This window comes from Variovorax sp. 01T439_2 (assembly GCF_056398445.1).
On the sequence record NZ_JBFTPJ010000029.1, the window covers coordinates 1 to 14,496 of the forward strand.

At 68.7% G+C, this 14,496-nt stretch carries 16 protein-coding genes; 8 read left to right on the top strand and 8 right to left on the bottom strand.

Annotated elements, in window-relative coordinates; genetic code table 11:
* Both AC1DOC_RS02600 and AC1DOC_RS02605 read left to right on the top strand, forming a co-directional pair.
* A partial coding sequence (locus AC1DOC_RS02600; RefSeq protein WP_478129368.1) for an efflux RND transporter periplasmic adaptor subunit occupies positions 1-559 on the top strand: 559 nt, incomplete at its 5' end.
* Entirely contained in the window at positions 556-3,726 is a 3,171-nt protein-coding gene (locus AC1DOC_RS02605) for an efflux RND transporter permease subunit (protein WP_478129369.1), read from the top strand. The genes AC1DOC_RS02600 and AC1DOC_RS02605, both read left to right, overlap by 4 nt.
* Here the strand turns inward: AC1DOC_RS02605 and AC1DOC_RS02610 are convergent.
* The 5 genes from AC1DOC_RS02610 to AC1DOC_RS02630 are packed head-to-tail and all read right to left on the bottom strand — an operon-like array spanning position 3,723 to position 7,217.
* Positions 3,723-4,370, bottom strand: coding sequence for a histidine phosphatase family protein (locus AC1DOC_RS02610; RefSeq protein ID WP_018903623.1), 648 nt, complete (start codon positions 4,368-4,370; stop codon positions 3,723-3,725). The genes AC1DOC_RS02605 and AC1DOC_RS02610 overlap by 4 nt on opposite strands.
* A 21-nt stretch (positions 4,371-4,391) precedes the next feature.
* Entirely contained in the window at positions 4,392-5,012 is a 621-nt protein-coding gene (locus AC1DOC_RS02615; RefSeq protein ID WP_478129370.1) for a DUF4136 domain-containing protein, read from the bottom strand.
* Positions 5,013-5,058: 46 nt separating this feature from the next.
* Complete coding sequence (gene ttcA / locus AC1DOC_RS02620; RefSeq protein ID WP_018903621.1) at positions 5,059-5,988, bottom strand: tRNA 2-thiocytidine(32) synthetase TtcA; 930 nt, start codon at positions 5,986-5,988, stop codon at positions 5,059-5,061.
* A 57-nt stretch (positions 5,989-6,045) separates the two neighbouring features.
* Positions 6,046-6,420: a dihydroneopterin aldolase gene (locus AC1DOC_RS02625; protein WP_012746124.1), complete on the bottom strand. Its 375-nt coding sequence runs from the start codon at positions 6,418-6,420 to the stop codon at positions 6,046-6,048.
* 8 nt (positions 6,421-6,428) lie between these two features.
* On the bottom strand, positions 6,429-7,217 hold the full coding sequence (locus tag AC1DOC_RS02630) for an SDR family oxidoreductase (protein WP_478079061.1): 789 nt from the start codon (positions 7,215-7,217) through the stop codon (positions 6,429-6,431).
* Positions 7,218-7,276: 59 nt separating this feature from the next.
* On the opposite strand from AC1DOC_RS02630, the gene AC1DOC_RS02635 reads away from it, so the two are divergent.
* Together AC1DOC_RS02635 and AC1DOC_RS02640 are read left to right on the top strand one after the other, a co-directional pair.
* Entirely contained in the window at positions 7,277-8,359 is a 1,083-nt protein-coding gene (locus AC1DOC_RS02635) for a class I SAM-dependent methyltransferase (protein WP_018903618.1), read from the top strand.
* A 59-nt stretch (positions 8,360-8,418) separates the two neighbouring features.
* Positions 8,419-9,282 carry a TauD/TfdA dioxygenase family protein gene (locus tag AC1DOC_RS02640; RefSeq protein ID WP_478079062.1) on the top strand — a complete coding sequence of 288 codons (864 nt, stop codon included), beginning with the start codon at positions 8,419-8,421 and terminating at the stop codon, positions 9,280-9,282.
* A 30-nt stretch (positions 9,283-9,312) separates the two neighbouring features.
* Here the strand turns inward: AC1DOC_RS02640 and AC1DOC_RS02645 are convergent, their stop codons facing one another.
* Positions 9,313-9,714, bottom strand: a complete 402-nt coding sequence (locus AC1DOC_RS02645) for a DUF5329 family protein (RefSeq protein WP_278877404.1) — start codon at positions 9,712-9,714, stop codon at positions 9,313-9,315.
* 105 nt (positions 9,715-9,819) lie between these two features.
* Here AC1DOC_RS02645 and hisN point away from each other — a divergent pair, with 105 nt between their 5' ends.
* Genes hisN through AC1DOC_RS02660 form a run of 3 tightly spaced genes read left to right on the top strand, consistent with a single transcriptional unit; the run spans position 9,820 to position 11,776 of the window.
* Positions 9,820-10,596, top strand: a complete 777-nt coding sequence (hisN, locus tag AC1DOC_RS02650) for a histidinol-phosphatase (protein ID WP_478079064.1) — start codon at positions 9,820-9,822, stop codon at positions 10,594-10,596.
* A 9-nt stretch (positions 10,597-10,605) separates the two neighbouring features.
* A complete protein-coding gene (locus AC1DOC_RS02655; protein WP_012746130.1) occupies positions 10,606-10,800 on the top strand; it encodes a DUF2905 domain-containing protein in 195 nt (64 codons plus the stop codon).
* A gap of 49 nt (positions 10,801-10,849) precedes the next feature.
* Positions 10,850-11,776: an ROK family protein gene (locus AC1DOC_RS02660; RefSeq protein ID WP_012746131.1), complete on the top strand. Its 927-nt coding sequence runs from the start codon at positions 10,850-10,852 to the stop codon at positions 11,774-11,776.
* Here AC1DOC_RS02660 and AC1DOC_RS02665 read toward each other — a convergent pair.
* Positions 11,749-13,302 (bottom strand): aminotransferase-like domain-containing protein, encoded by a 1,554-nt coding sequence (locus AC1DOC_RS02665; protein WP_307593763.1) that lies wholly within the window; start codon positions 13,300-13,302, stop codon positions 11,749-11,751. The two genes, AC1DOC_RS02660 and AC1DOC_RS02665, sit on opposite strands and share 28 nt — an antisense overlap.
* 173 nt (positions 13,303-13,475) lie before the next feature.
* Between AC1DOC_RS02665 and AC1DOC_RS02670 the strand changes: the two genes are divergently transcribed.
* Complete coding sequence (locus AC1DOC_RS02670) at positions 13,476-13,817, top strand: hypothetical protein (protein ID WP_018903613.1); 342 nt, start codon at positions 13,476-13,478, stop codon at positions 13,815-13,817.
* Between the two features lie 12 nt (positions 13,818-13,829).
* On the opposite strand, the gene AC1DOC_RS02675 is transcribed toward AC1DOC_RS02670, so the two are convergent.
* Positions 13,830-14,496 (bottom strand): alpha,alpha-trehalose-phosphate synthase (UDP-forming) (locus tag AC1DOC_RS02675; RefSeq protein WP_478129371.1); only part of this gene is annotated, 667 nt, incomplete at its 5' end.

Genomic DNA, 14,496 nt, shown 5'->3' on the forward strand with positions numbered 1-14,496 from the left:
GCTCGATCCCATCGCGGTGAGCTTCCCGGTGCCGGAGGCCAACCTGCAGGACCTGCTGGCGGCGGCGCGCAGCCGGGCCAAGGTGGAGGCGCTGGTCGTCGGACGCCGCGAGCCGCTCAGCGGCGTGCTCAATTTCGTCGACAACACGGTCGATCCGCAGATCGGCACGGTGCGCGCCAAGGCGGTGTTCGACAACGCCGACCAGAGCCTCTGGCCGGGCCAGTTCGTCGGCACCCGGATCACGGTTCGCACGCTCTCCGGCGCCACGGTGGTGCCGGCCGCGGCGCTCATGATGCTGTCCGAGGGCGCTTCGCTCTACGTGGTCGACCAGGCCATGAATGCCAAGCGCCGCAAGGTGCAGGTGCTCCACACCTTCGGCACCAAGGTGGCGGTGAGCGGCGTCGAGCCGGGCGAGCAGGTGGTCATCGAGGGCAGCCAGAACGTGCGCCCGGGCGGCAAGGTCAGGGCCGATAAAAAGGCCGCGCCGGCCGGTACCACCGGCGTCACGCCGGGCAGTGCGGCCTCCTCGGACACCCAGGCTCCCCGGGAACGCGCATGAACATCTCGGAGCTGTGCATCCGTCGTCCCGCGATGACGGTGCTGTTGTCCGCGGCGGCGGTGGTGGCGGGCATCTTTGCCTACTTCAGCATCCCGGTGGCCGCGCTGCCGAGCTACAACACGCCGGTCATCAACGTGAACGCCCAGCTGCCGGGCGCGAGCCCGGACACCATGGCTTCGTCGGTGGCGCTGCCGCTGGAGAAGCAGTTCTCGACCATTCCGGGCCTGCAGACCATCAGCTCGGTCAACACCCAGGGCGTGAGCTCGATCACGCTGGAATTCGTGAGCAGCCGCGACATCGATGCCGCCGCGGTCGACGTGCAGGCCGCGCTGCTGCGCGCCCAGCGACAGCTGCCGCAGGAACTGACGCAGCTGCCTTCGTACCGCAAGGTCAATCCGGCCGACGCGCCGGTGCTGTTCATCGCGCTGATCTCGCCGTCGATGAATCCGGCCGAGCTCAACGACTACGCCGAGAACCTGATCTCGCCCACGCTTTCCACCATCGACGGCGTGGCGCAGGTGGGCGTGTACGGTCGCAAGGCCTTTGCGGTGCGCATCAAGGCCAACGCCGACCTGCTCAATGCGCGCAACATCACGCTCGACGAGCTGGCCAAGGCAGTGAATTCGGCCAACGCCAACACGCCCGTCGGCGTGCTCGACGGGCCGCGCCAGACGCTCACCATCCAGGCCAACCGGCAGCTCACGAGGGCGGAAGATTTCGCCAAGCTGATCGTCGGGCAGCGCAACGGCGCGCCGGTGCGGCTGGACGAAGTGGCCACCATCGAGGACAGCTTCGAATCGGTCAAGACCGCCAGCAGCTTCAACGGCCAGAGCTCCATCTCGCTGGCCGTGCAGCGCCAGCCCAACGCCAACACCGTGCAGGTGGTGGATGCGGTGCGCGCACTCATTCCGCGCTTCAAGGCGGAGCTGCCGCAATCGGTCGAGATCCACATGGTGAACGACCGCTCGCTGTCCATCCGCGAAGCCGTGCACGACGTGCAGCTCACGCTGCTGGGCACCGTCGCGCTGGTGGTGCTGGTAATCTTCCTGTTCCTGCACCGGCTGGTGGCCACGCTGATTCCGGCGGCCACCATTCCCATTTCGCTGATCGGCGCGGTGGCGCTGCTCTATGCCTTCGGCTACAGCCTGGACAACGTCTCGCTGCTGGGCATCACGCTGGCCGTGGGGCTGGTGGTGGACGATGCGATCGTGGTGCTCGAGAACATCATGCGCTACGTCGAGAAAGGCATGGAGCCGATGGCCGCGGCGCTGCGCGGCGCGCGCGAGGTGGGCTTCACCATCATCTCGATCTCGATCTCGCTGGTGGCGGTGTTCATTCCCATCTTCTTCATGCCGGGCGTGATCGGCCTGCTGTTCCATGAGTTCGCGGTGGTGGTGGCGCTGGCGGTGCTGGTGTCGGCCATCGTGTCGCTCACGCTGGTGCCGATGCTCGCGAGCCGGCTGCTCAAGCACGTGCCGCGCAAGGATGGCGCGCTCGACCACGAGGAAGAGCACCCCGAGCCCGGCACCGCCGTGGGACGCGCCTTCGAGCGCGGCTACCGCTGGGTGCATGCGAACTACATGCGGACGCTCGACTGGACGCTCGCGCACCGCAAGCTGATGCTGCTGTTGGCCGGCGGCACCTTCGTCGTCACGGCCTGGCTGTTCGTCTCCATTCCGAAGGGCTTCTTCCCCGAGGAGGACATCGGGCAGATCCAGATCACCACCGAAGCGGCCGAGGACATTTCCTTCACCGCCATGAACGCGCTGCAGGAACGCGTGGCCGCTTCGCTGCAGGCCGATCCGAGCGTGGCCTACGTGAGCTCGTTCGTCGGCGTGGGCGGTCCCACCGCCACGCAGAACTCCGGCCGCCTGTTCGCGGTGCTCAAGCCGCGCAGCCAGCGTCCCAAGATGGCCGCGGTGCTCGAATCGCTGCGCCAGCGCTTCCGCGAGATCCCGGGCATCGCGGTCTACATGCAGCCGGTGCAGAACCTGCGCCTGGGCGGCCGCCAGAGCAAGGCGCGCTTCCAGTACACGCTGCAGAGCGTCAATGCGGGCGAGATGGTGCCCTGGGCCACGCGGCTCATGGAGCGCATGCGCGCCGATCCGGCCTTCCGCGACGTCACCAGCGATTCGCAGAACCGCGGCCTGCAGGCCACGCTGGAGATCGACCGCGACAAGGCCGGCGTGCTCGGCGTGGCCGTGGGCGACCTGCGCACCGCGCTCTACAACGCGTACGGCGACCGGCAGATCGGCAGCATCTACGGCGCGAGCAACACCTACCAGGTGATTCTCTCGGCCGCCGACAACGACCGGCAGTTCGAGGACGACGTGTCGCGCCTGTCGGTGCGCAGCACCAGCGGCCGGCTGGTGCCGCTGTCGGCCTTCTCGACCGTCAAGCGCACCGTGGGGCCCACCTCGGTCAACCACCAGGGGCAGCTGCAGGCGGTGACGGTGTCGTTCAACCTCGCGCCCGACGTGCCGCTGGGCAACGCGACCGCGAAGATCGACCAGTTCAAGGAAGAGCTGAAGATGCCGCAGTCGATCATCACCACCTACGGCGGCGATGCCGCGGTGTTCCAGAGCTCGCAGGCCAGCCAGGCCGTGCTGCTGGTGCTGGCCGTGCTCGTGATCTACGTGCTGCTGGGCGTGCTGTACGAAAGCTACATCCACCCGCTGACCATCCTGGCCGGGCTGCCGTCGGCGGCCGTGGGCGCCTTGCTCTCGCTCAAGATCTTCGGCTTCGACCTGACGCTGATCGCGACCATCGGCATCCTGCTCCTGATCGGCATCGTGAAGAAGAACGCGATCGTGATGATCGACTTCGCCCTTGATGCGCAGCGCACCGAGGGCATGAAGCCGGTCGATGCGATCCGCGAGGCCTGCCGGCTGCGCTTCCGCCCGATCCTCATGACCACGCTGGCCGCGCTGATGGGCGCGCTGCCGCTCGCATTGGGCCTGGGCGCCGGCGCCGAGCTGCGCCAGCCGCTGGGCGTGGCGGTGGTGGGCGGGCTGATCTTCTCGCAGGTGATCACGCTCTACATCACGCCCGCGATCTACCTCGCGCTCGACCGCTACAGCGGCACCGGGCCGATGGTCGACCTGCCGGGCGAGGCCAAGGCCGAGGCTRGTGGCGGTGCCGCGGGGCACGCGGCCTCGCACGCCTAGGTTGTGGTCTCGTCGAGAACGTCGTCGTCCGCCGCCAGGTGGGCGGTATCGCTCCAGCCCACGAGGCTGAAGCCCTCGGGCGTCCACAGCATGCGGTTGATGGCGGCGTTCCCGAGCTGCCAGGTGCGCGGCGCCTGCAGCTCCTGGCGCGTGGCGGCGCGGTAGAGCACGTCCATCACGCCGCCGTGCGCCACCAGCGTCACCAGCTGGCCCGGATGGCGCGCGGCCAGCTTCGATGCGACGCGCGTCACCCGCTCGCGGAAGACCAGCAGGCTCTCGCCGCCCTCGGGCTGGAATTCGGGATCGCGCTCGCGCCAGCGCCGGGCCTGGTCGGGCAGGGTGGACTCGATCTCGGCAAAGCTCATGCCCTCGAAGCGGCCGAAGGCGCGTTCGCGCAGGCCGGGCTCGGGCTGCACCGTGAGGCCGTGGGGCCTGGCGATCTCCTGCGCGGTCTGCCAGGCGCGCGACAGGTCGCTGGCGTAGATCGCGCCGATGTCTTCGTGCGCCAGCGCCTGCCCGACGCGCCGGGCCTGCCAGAGCCCGGTGTCGTTGAGCCCGATGTCGAGCTGGCCCTGGATGCGCGTGTCGACGTTCCAGGCGGTTTCGCCATGGCGAACGGCAATCAGGCGGGTGGCTTCTTCCATCTGCTGGATTCTAGGAGCGCGTCATTTCTTCTTTGCGGCGGACAGCTCGATGTTCACCCGGCGCTCGCCCTGCGGCGGATTCGGAAAGCCCTGCAGCGCCGCCTCGAACATCACCGGCAGGATGGTCGCGCTGACGTTGTACKGGCCCTCGTTGCGGGCCCGCGTTTCGTAGACCACGCGGTTCGTGCCGATGTCGCGCAGCACGATGCTCACTTCGCGCTCGTACCAGGGATTGGCCGCGGGTGGCATGAAGGCCGGGCCGCCGTACCAGCCGCCGCCGTACCAGCGGCGTGCATAGCCGGGATAGCCGTAGCCATAGCCCCAGGGGCCGTCGAAGAGCCATGGATCGGCCCAGGGCGAGAGGCCGGCCGCGACGCGTGCGCCGATCTGCGCGCTGTACTGCGGCCTGGCGTCGTCGCGGCGCAGGCCGACCTTGTCGAGCGCGGCGGCGGCCATGGCCTCGAGCGATTCCTGCCGGGCGAGGTCGGCCTGCTGCGACGGCAGGCGCTCGAAGCGGTAGCTGGCGCCCGGCGCCACGGTGGCGAGCGACGAGAAGCTTTTCACATCGCTGTCGACCACCCAGGAGGTGGCGCAGCCGCTCAGGCTTGCTATCAGAAGAAGAGCTGAAAACGCACGTTTCATGAGGATCTCCGGGCTCCGCGGCCCAAAATTCCCCTGGGTTGCCCGCTCAGCCCTGAAGGATGCGCAGGGCTGCAGGTGCCTGGGAGAGCAGGTCGAAGGAGGGCGTGTCGAAGGCCTTGTCGCCGTCTTCGTCGGCCACGCCGGTCGCCTTCAGACCCTTGAAGTCGTGCTGCGTTCCGTCGAGCAGGTGCGAGGGCACCACGTTCTGCAGCGCGGTGAACATGTTCTCCACGCGGCCGGGGTGCTTCCTGTCCCACTCGCGCAGCATTTCGCCGACCTGCTTGCGCTGCAGGTTTTCCTGGCTGCCGCAGAGCGTGCACGGAATGATCGGGAATTCGCGGTGCTGGGCCCAGCGCACCAGGTCTTTCTCGGCCACGTAGGCGAGCGGGCGGATCACGATGTGCTTGCCGTCGTCGCTCACCAGCTTGGGCGGCATGCTCTTGAGCTTGCCCGCGAAGAACATGTTGAGGAAGAAGGTCTGCAGCATGTCGTCGCGGTGGTGGCCGAGCGCGACCTTGGTGGCGCCCAGTTCGTCCGCCACGCGGTACAGGATGCCGCGGCGCAGCCGGCTGCACAGGCCGCAGGTGGTCTTGCCCTCGGGGATCACGCGCTTGACGATGCTGTAGGTGTCCTGGTTCTCGATGTGGAAGTCCACGCCGAGCTCGCTCAGGTATCTGGGCAGCACCTCTTCGGGGAAGCCGGGCTGCTTCTGGTCGAGGTTGACCGCGACGATGTCGAAGTGGATCGGTGCGCGGGCCCTGAGCTTGAGCAGGATGTCCAGCATGGCGTAGCTGTCCTTCCCGCCCGAGACGCACACCATGACCTTGTCGCCCTCCTCGATCATGTTGTAGTCGACGATGGCGCGGCCGACTTCGCGGCACAGGCGCTTCTCGAGCTTGTGCGTTTCGCGCTCGATCTTCAGGGAATTGGTGGCGGCGCCGGCGACGGGCGCCTCGTCGATCCAGACGGCGTTCATGGGTGGGCTGCTTCGGTCAGGCAAATCGGGGGGAGGAGGGCCCGATTTTGCCTCGGTTCACCATTCCCCGGCTTCCATGCGGATAGCCACCTCGCAGTCGTCGAAGATCTCGAGCTTGGCGATCTTCACCCGCACGCCGACCACGCCGGGCAGCTGCAGCAGGCGCTGCGCGAGCTTGCCGATGAGCGTTTCGAGCAGGTTCACATGCTCGGCCGTGCACTCGTCGATGATGATGCGGCGCACCTTCCGGTAGTCCAGCACGTGGTAGATGTCGTCGTCCTTCGGCAGCAGCGGCTGCGCGCCCAGGTGCAGCTCGGCATCGACCTGGATCGGCTGCGGGGCCGTCTTTTCCTGGTCGAGGATGCCCAGGTTGGCGTCGAAGCGCAGCCCCTGCAGGGTGAGTGTCTGGCGGCCGATCGGGTTGGAGGGCATGGTGGGGCTCACATCAGCGAGAAGTCGCGGTCGAATTTCATGAGGTGCTGGCCGCCGTCCACCACGAGCGTGGTGCCGGTGATCGAGTTGTTCTCCAACGCGAACTTCACCGTGGCCGCCACGTCGGCCGGCGTGGAAGAGCGGCCCAGCGGCGAGAGCGTGTGCAGCTTCGAGAACCTGTCCTCGTCGAGCATGTGGCTGGGCAGCGTGAGGCCGGGCGCCACGCCCACCACCCGCACGCGCGGCGCCAGCGCCAGGGCCAGCATGGGCGTGGCGGCCTCGAGCGCGGCCTTCGACAGCGTGTAGCTCAGGAAGTCGGGGTTCGGGTTCCAGAGCTTCTGGTCGAGCATGTGCACGACGGCGCCCTGCGCGTCGCCGCGCAGCGCCAGGTGGTCGTGCAGCGCCTGCGCCAGCACGATGGCCGCACCGGTGTTGCTGCGCGCATGGTGCTCCATGAGCGCGTAGCTGAAGCTCGCGGCGTCGTCGTGTTCGAAGAGCGCTGCGCTGTGGACCACGGCATCGACGCTGCCGAAGTGCGCCGCCACGCGCGGCAGCAGGGCGCGGGTGGCGCCTTCGTCGAGCAGGTCGGCCTCGAACGGCGCCGAAGTGCCCGAGAGGGCCGCGCAATCGGCCGCCGTCTGCTCGGCCTCGGCGCGCGAGCTGCGGTAGTGCACCGCCACCTGCCAGCCGCCCGCGGCCAGCGCCAGCGCGATCTCGCGCCCCAGCCGGCGGCCGGCACCCGTGACGAGGACGGTGCGGCGGGCTGGCGTAACAAGAGGAAGGGGCGCTGTGCTCATGCGGGCAGAGAAGGGAGAATCGGCGGGTGACGACAAAAACGACGACAAACAGTTTACCCATGGCCCTCGACATCCTGATTGCCCGTTCGGTGGAACGGGCGGGCGGATGGATCGGCTTCGACCGCTTCATGGCGCTGGCCCTGTATGCGCCGGGGCTGGGCTACTACGCCAACAGCTCGGCCAAGTTCGGCCACATGCCGTCGTCGGGCAGCGACTTCGTGACGGCGCCGGAGCTCACGCCCATGTTCGGCCAGGCGCTCGCGGCGCAGGTGGCCGAGGCGCTGGAGAAGACCGGCACCGACACGGTCTGGGAGTTCGGCGCCGGCACGGGCGCGCTCGCCGTGCAGCTGCTGCACGCGCTCGACGAGATCGGCCGCGGCGACGTGCGCTACCGCATCGTCGACCTGTCCGGCACCTTGCGCGAGCGCCAGCAGCAGGCGCTGGCGCGCTACACAGACCGCGTGGAATGGCTCGGCGAACTGCCCGAGGCGATGCAGGGCGTGGTGGTCGGCAACGAGGTGCTCGACGCGATGCCGGTGCAGCTCTTGGCCCGCGTGGGCGGCCAGTGGTTCGAGCGCGGCGTGGTGCGCAACGTGCGCGCCGACGGCTGGGCCTGGGCCGACCGCGAGACCGCGCTGCGGCCGCCGTTCGAGGTGTCCGGCGAGCACGACTACCTGACCGAGATCCATCCGCAGGCGGAGGCCTTCGTCGCGACCCTGGCGGACCGCCTGAAGAGCGGCGCGGCCTTCTTCATCGACTATGGTTTTCCGGAGCGCGAGTACTACCACCCGCAGCGCCACATGGGCACCGTGATGTGCCACCGCGCGCACCAGGCCGACGGCGATCCGCTGTCGGATGTGGGCTACAAGGACATCACGGCGCACGTCAATTTCACCGGCATCGCGCTCGCGGGGCAGGAGGCCGGGCTCGAGGTGCTGGGCTACACCAGCCAGGCGAGGTTCCTGCTGAACTGCGGGCTGCTCGAGCGGATGGGGCAGGGCAGCACGGCAGAAAGAGGCATGGCGGCTCGGCTCGTCCATGAGCATGAGATGGGGGAGCTGTTCAAGGTGGTGGGGTTTGCGGTGGGGGAGGGGTGGGAGGCGATGGGGTTTGCTGAGGGGGATCGGAGTCATACGCTCTGACATAAGCAACCAACAAAAATTTCGTTGAGAACCCCCTCACTAAAACCTACATTCGCGCAGTGACCGCCCCCCAGCACTTCGAAGTGCGCCCCTTCAACGCCCCCGTGGGCGCAGAAATCGTCGGCCTCGACATCTCGAAGCCCATCAACGACGAAGACTTCGCGCGCATCCACCGCGCGCATCTGGACCACCATGTGCTGGTGTTCCGCAACCAGCAGATCACTCCGGCCGAGCACATCGAATTCAGCCGCCGCTTCGGCCCGCTCGAGATCCATGTGCTGCACCAGTTCCATCTGAAGAACCATCCCGAGATCCTGATCGTCTCCAACATCAAGGAGAACGGCGAGCCCATCGGCCTGGGCGATGCGGGGGTCTACTGGCATTCGGACATCTCGTACAAGCCCCAGCCCAGCCTGGGCTCGCTGCTGCATGCGCAGGAGCTGCCGAGCGAAGGCGGCGACACGCTCTTTGCCGACCAGCATCTTGCGTGGGAAACGCTCTCTCCCGAGCTGCAGCAGCGCATCCTGCCGCTCAAGGCCGAGCACAGCTACCTTGCCAAGTACGAGGCGCTGCGCGCAAAGAACCCTTGGCGGCCCAAGCTCTCGCAGGAGCAGATCGACCAGGTCGCGCCCGCCGTGCAGCCGGTGGTGCGCACGCACCCCGAGACCGGCCGCAAGGCGCTGTTCGTCAGCGAGCATTTCACGACGCGCATCGTCGGCCTGCCGCCGCAGGAGAGCGACGCGCTGCTGGCCGAGCTGTTCGCGCACGGCGTGAAGCCGCAGTTCGTGTACCGCCACCAATGGGCGCCGCACGACCTGGTGTTCTGGGACAACCGCTCGCTGATGCACCTGGCGGCCGGCACGCCGGATCATCTGCGGCGCCGCCTCAATCGCACCACCATCGTGGGCGACACGCCCTTCTGATGGCTTCTTCTTTGGCCCGATGCAGCCGGGTCAACCGGCGCCAGGCTTGCCGCTGCCGCCGCCCTGGCGCAGCGTGCGCAATTCGGCGTTGAGGAATTCGTTGGCGTCCCGCATCGAGCCGTTCGGCATCTTGATCTTGTAGGGCTTGCCCGTCATCTCCGAGCGGGAGGCGCAGCGGTCGATGAAGTCTTCCGCCGTGGTGATCTCGTCTTTGAAGTGGTCGAACTTGGCCTGCATGTGCTTGGCGGCATCGGCGGCGTTGTGCTCGTCGCCGTTGCGCATGAAGGTCATCGTCGTCATCTTCGAGACGCGCAGGATCAGCGTGTCGATGAGCTTTTGCTCCGACGCGGAAGGGGTGGCCTGGGCCAGCGCGGCCGCAAGGCCGAGCACCAGCGCCAACAGGGCGCGACGCGGAAGTTGAAATGAAGCCATGTGGTCGATGTGGCAATTTCCGGACCATGCTAGGGCGGTGGCCCCATGCGTGTCAAACCGGGCCCGGCTCGGGTCTAATCGCAGTTTTGGCACGCTTGGTTTCCCATGAGCTCTTCCGCCCCCGATCTGCTGTCGATCGCGCACCTGCTGGCCGATGCCGCCGCCGCGCAGTCGATGCGCTATTTCCGCACGCCGCTGGACATCATCACCAAGGCCGACGAGAGCCCCGTGACGCTGGCGGACCGCGCCGCCGAGACGGCCATGCGCGAGATCCTTGCCGTGCGCGCCGCGGCGGACGGCATCTTCGGCGAGGAGCACGGCCTCGAGCGGCTCGACGCCGAGCGCGTCTGGGTGCTCGACCCGATCGACGGCACGCGCAGCTTCATCACCGGATCGCCGCTGTGGGGCACGCTGATCGGCGTGCTGCAGGGCTCGCGCGTGGTGCTGGGCATGATCGACATGCCGGTGCTCAAGGAGCGCTGGGTCGGCCAGGCCGGCCAGGGCGCGACGCGCGACGGCCAGCCGGTGCACGCGAGCAGCTGCACCAACGTCGCCAAGGCGCGCATCGTCACCACTTCGCCCGACATCTTTGCGCCGGCCGACTGGCAGGCCTTCGACCGGCTGAGCCGGCAGTGCGCGATGCGGCGCTTCGGCGGCGACTGCTACGGCTATGCGCAGCTCGCGGGCGGCACCATCGACCTCGTGGTGGAAACCGGCCTGCAGCCCTACGACTACCTGGGCCCGGCGGGCGTGATCGAGGCCGCCGGCGGCGTCATCACCGATTGGCAGGGCCAGCCGCTGGGGCTGGAGTCCGATGGCCGGGTGATTGCGGCCGCAACGCCCGAACTTCACCGACAAGCCATGGCCATCCTTGCGGCCTAGACTGTTCCCATGATCCGCTGGCTGATCGTCGTCGTCCTTGCCCTGGTGCTCATGAGCGGCCTCACGGCCTGGCTGCGCCGGTTCGGCTTCGGGCGGCTGCCTGGCGATTTCGAATTCCGCGCCTTCGGCCGCGAATGGCAGCTGCCGATCTCGAGCACCCTGGTGCTCAGCATGATCGCGGCGCTGGTGGCGCGCTTCGTCTAGCGCCGTTGTTGATGAACCCGTCCAGAGACCCAGAGAGAAGAACCACGCGATGAGAGCCTGCGTTGACATCGGCGGCACCAAGGTGGCCGTGAGCCTTTCCCCTTCGAGCGATGCGCCGCTGGCCGGCCGCCGCAGCGAGCCGACGGCCAAGACCGGCGACAACGACGCCGTGGCGGTGCAGATCATGCGCATGATCGACGAGGTCTGCGCCGAGCAGGGCATCGCGCCGGCCGACATCGACCGCGTGGGCGTCTCGTCCACCGGCCCCTTCGAGCTGCGCGACGGCATGGTGGAGCTGGCCACGCCCAATATCTGCGGCGGCATTGCGGGGCCGGCGCGCGGCCTGCCCAACAACTGGATGACGGCGATCATCGAAGCCCCGCTGGCCCGGCGCTTCGGCCGCGTGCGGGTCGAGAACGACGCCGTGGCCGCGCTCGAGGCCGAGCGCCACTGGGGCGCGCTGCAGGGCCTGGACCACTGCGCCTACGTCACCTGGAGCACCGGCGTGGGCGTGGGCCTGTGCGTGGACGGCCGTGCGCTGCGTGGCAAGAACGGCAATGCCGGCCATGCGGGCCACAGCTTCGTGGTGGACGACGCCAGCGGTGCGCTCTGCGGCTGCGGCAACCTCGGCGACGTGGAGGCGCTGGTGGCGGGCAACTCCATCGCGCGCCGCTTCGGGCAGCCCGCGCCCGACCTGTTCGCGGCCGCCTCGGACGGCGAGCCGCATGCCGTCGAGATCGTCGATGCGCTGTGCCGCGTGATGGGCCGCATGATCTACAACCTGATTGCCACGCTCGACCTCCAGCGCATCAGCCTGGGCGGCAGCGTGTTCTGGCACCACCGCGACTTCCTGCTGCCGCGGCTGCAGGCGCAGGTCGACGGCAAGCTCAAGCCGCTCACGCGCGGCGTGCTGCTGGTGCCCGCGGGGCTTGGCGAAAAGGTCGGAGACTACGCGGCCCTGGCACTGCTCGACTGAAGCTGGCGCCCCTGGGGCGACTGGATGGGAACCGGGGGCGATGCCGGCCGCATGGGCAGTGGCGCCGCAGCCGTGCCGGCATCACCGCGGCTCATCAGCGTCTCGATGATCTGGCCCAGGCGGCGCAGGCCCGTGTCGACCGCCTCGCCATACGGCCACCCGCAGTTGATGCGCAGGTAGTGGTCGAAGCGCGAGGAGTTGGAGAACAGCGTGCCGGGCGCCACCACGATGCGCTCCGCGAGCGCCGCATCGAAGACCCGCGATGACGACAGGCGCTCGGGCAGCTCGACCCACAGCTGCAGCCCGCCGGGCGGCAGGTTGATGCGCGTGCCCGCCGGAAAGTAGCCGGCGATCGCATCGGCAGTCTGCTCGCGCTGCGTCTTCAGGCAGGTGCGCAGATGGCGCAAGTGGCGGTCGTAGGCGCCGGTGGCCATGAACAGGCCGGCGCCGCTTTGCGAGAGCCCTTCGTTGTTGCGGGTCTGCGCGTACTTGAGCATTTCCACCCGCGCATGCCAGCGGCCGGCCGTGATCCAGCCCAGGCGCAGGCCGGGCGCGAGGATCTTGTGCAGCGAGGCGCAGTGGATCACGTTGCCGCCGGTGTCCCAGGACTTGAGCGCGCGCGGCGGCGTCGGGGCGTCGACCAGCTCGCTGTAGGTGTCGTCCTCGATCAGCGGAATCGCGTGCCGCTCGCACAGCTGCGCGAGCCGCGCCTTGTGAGCGTCGGGCATCACGCTGCCCAGCGGGTTCTGCAGGTGCGGCACCACCACCACGGCCTTGATGTTGTCGTAGGTGCGGATCGCGAGCTCCAGCGCTTCGATCGAGAGGCCGGTCTGCGGACTGGTCGGGATTTCCAGCGCGCGCATGCCCAGGCTCTCGAGCACCTGCAGCAGGCCGTAGAAAGTGGGCGACTCCACCGCCACCGTGTCGCCCGGCTGCGCCACGGCACGCAGCGCGAGGTTGAGCGCCTCGATGCAGCCGTTGGTGACCAGGATGTCTTCCGGCGAGATCGCCATGCCCACGCGCAGGCTGCGTTGCGCGAGCACCTCGCGGAACTGGCGGTGGCCCTTGAGCGGCGCCGCAATCGTCAGCATGTCGGGCTGCTGGCGCAGCATGCGCGTCATCGCATTGCGCAGCGCCTCGGCCGGATACAGCTCCGGCGCGCCGCGCGCGATGGAAAAGTTGAGCTTCTCGGGAAGCTGCCGGCGGCGCGCCACGAAGTCCGACACCTTGGCGTGGATGCCCACGTACTGCGCCGGGTCGGGCGGCACGCCGGCCGGGGGCTCCTCCATCGGCGCGATGGCGAGGCGCCGCGGCCGGCGCACGAAGTAGCCCGAGCGGTCGCGCGCCTCGACCCAGCCGTCGCTTTCCATCGTGCGGCACAGCTGCAGCGCGGTCGACAGGCTGATGCCGTGCAGGCGCATGAGGCTGCGCAGCGAGGGCAGCTTGTCGCCCTGCTTGAGCGAGCCGGTGTGGATCGCGTCCACGTAGTGCGCTGAGAGCTGGCGGTAGAGCGGTAGCGAATCCATGGCCTCGATGCTCCCCCTGTCGCGCATCCAAAAACAGATGCAGTTGCGAAGGAAAACGACCATAACAGATGCGCCGCGGCCACCGCTGTTCCGGTGCGAATCGCCTGGGTGTGTGCCTGTTTTATGGGCGCCCGAATTCCTACGATGGGCACATCCACTCCAGAAGGCGCGCCATGTCCCCCACCACCCTCGACCGACTGCCCGATACCGTCGTCCTGCAACCGGGCGAGGCCTTGCGCGCGGCGCTCGACCCCGCCACCTGGCTCGAGATGCTGGAGGGCCGCGCGCTGCTCGTGTCGCCGCCCTCATGGTTCGGCGACACCGTGTTCACCGCCAAGACCGTGCTGAACGAGGGCGACGTGCATCGCCTGGAACGCGGCGGCTGGATCGAACTGTCGGCGCTGGCGCCGGTGCGGCTGCGCGTGCATGCGCAGGCACGGCAGCAGACAGCGGCGGTTCGGCCCGCGGAGCCCCGGCCGGTGATGCGGCTGGTGCGGCTTCTGACCGGAAGCTGAGCGGTCGGCTTCCTAGCGCTGGCTTGCGGCGTGGCGCAGCGCCTCCAGGAAGCTGCGCCGCCACCAGTGGATGTCCTGCTCGCGGATGCGCGACAGCAGCTTCTGGTGCCGCTCGCGCCGCTCCTCGAGCGGCATCTGCAGCGCCTGCTGCACCGTTTCGGCCGTGCCGTGCGTGTCGTAGGGGTTCACCAGCAGTGCTTCCTTCAGCTGCTCGGCCGCGCCGGCAAAGCGCGACAGCACCAGCACGCCCGGGTCGGCCGGGTCCTGCGCCGCGATGTATTCCTTGGCGACCAGGTTCATGCCGTCGCGCAGCGGCGTCACCAGCCCGACCGCGGCCGCGCGGCACAGCCCCGGCACACGCTTGCGCGCCACCATGCGGTGGATGTAGCGCACCGGCATCCAGTCGAGCTCGCCGTAGTCGCCGTTGATGGCACCGCACAGCGCTTCGAGCTCGCGCCGGATGTCGCCGTAGGCATCGACCGTCTCGCGCGTGGGCGAGGCGATCTGGATCAGCGTGGCGCTGCGGCGATTCTCGGGGTAGTTGGCGAGCAGCTCGCGGAAGGCGCGCACGCGCTGGGGAATGCCCTTGGAGTAGTCGAGCCGGTCGATGCCCAAGAGCAGCCGGCGCTGGGAATACTCGCGCTTCATGGTCTCGAACATGTCGCGCGATTCCTTCGCG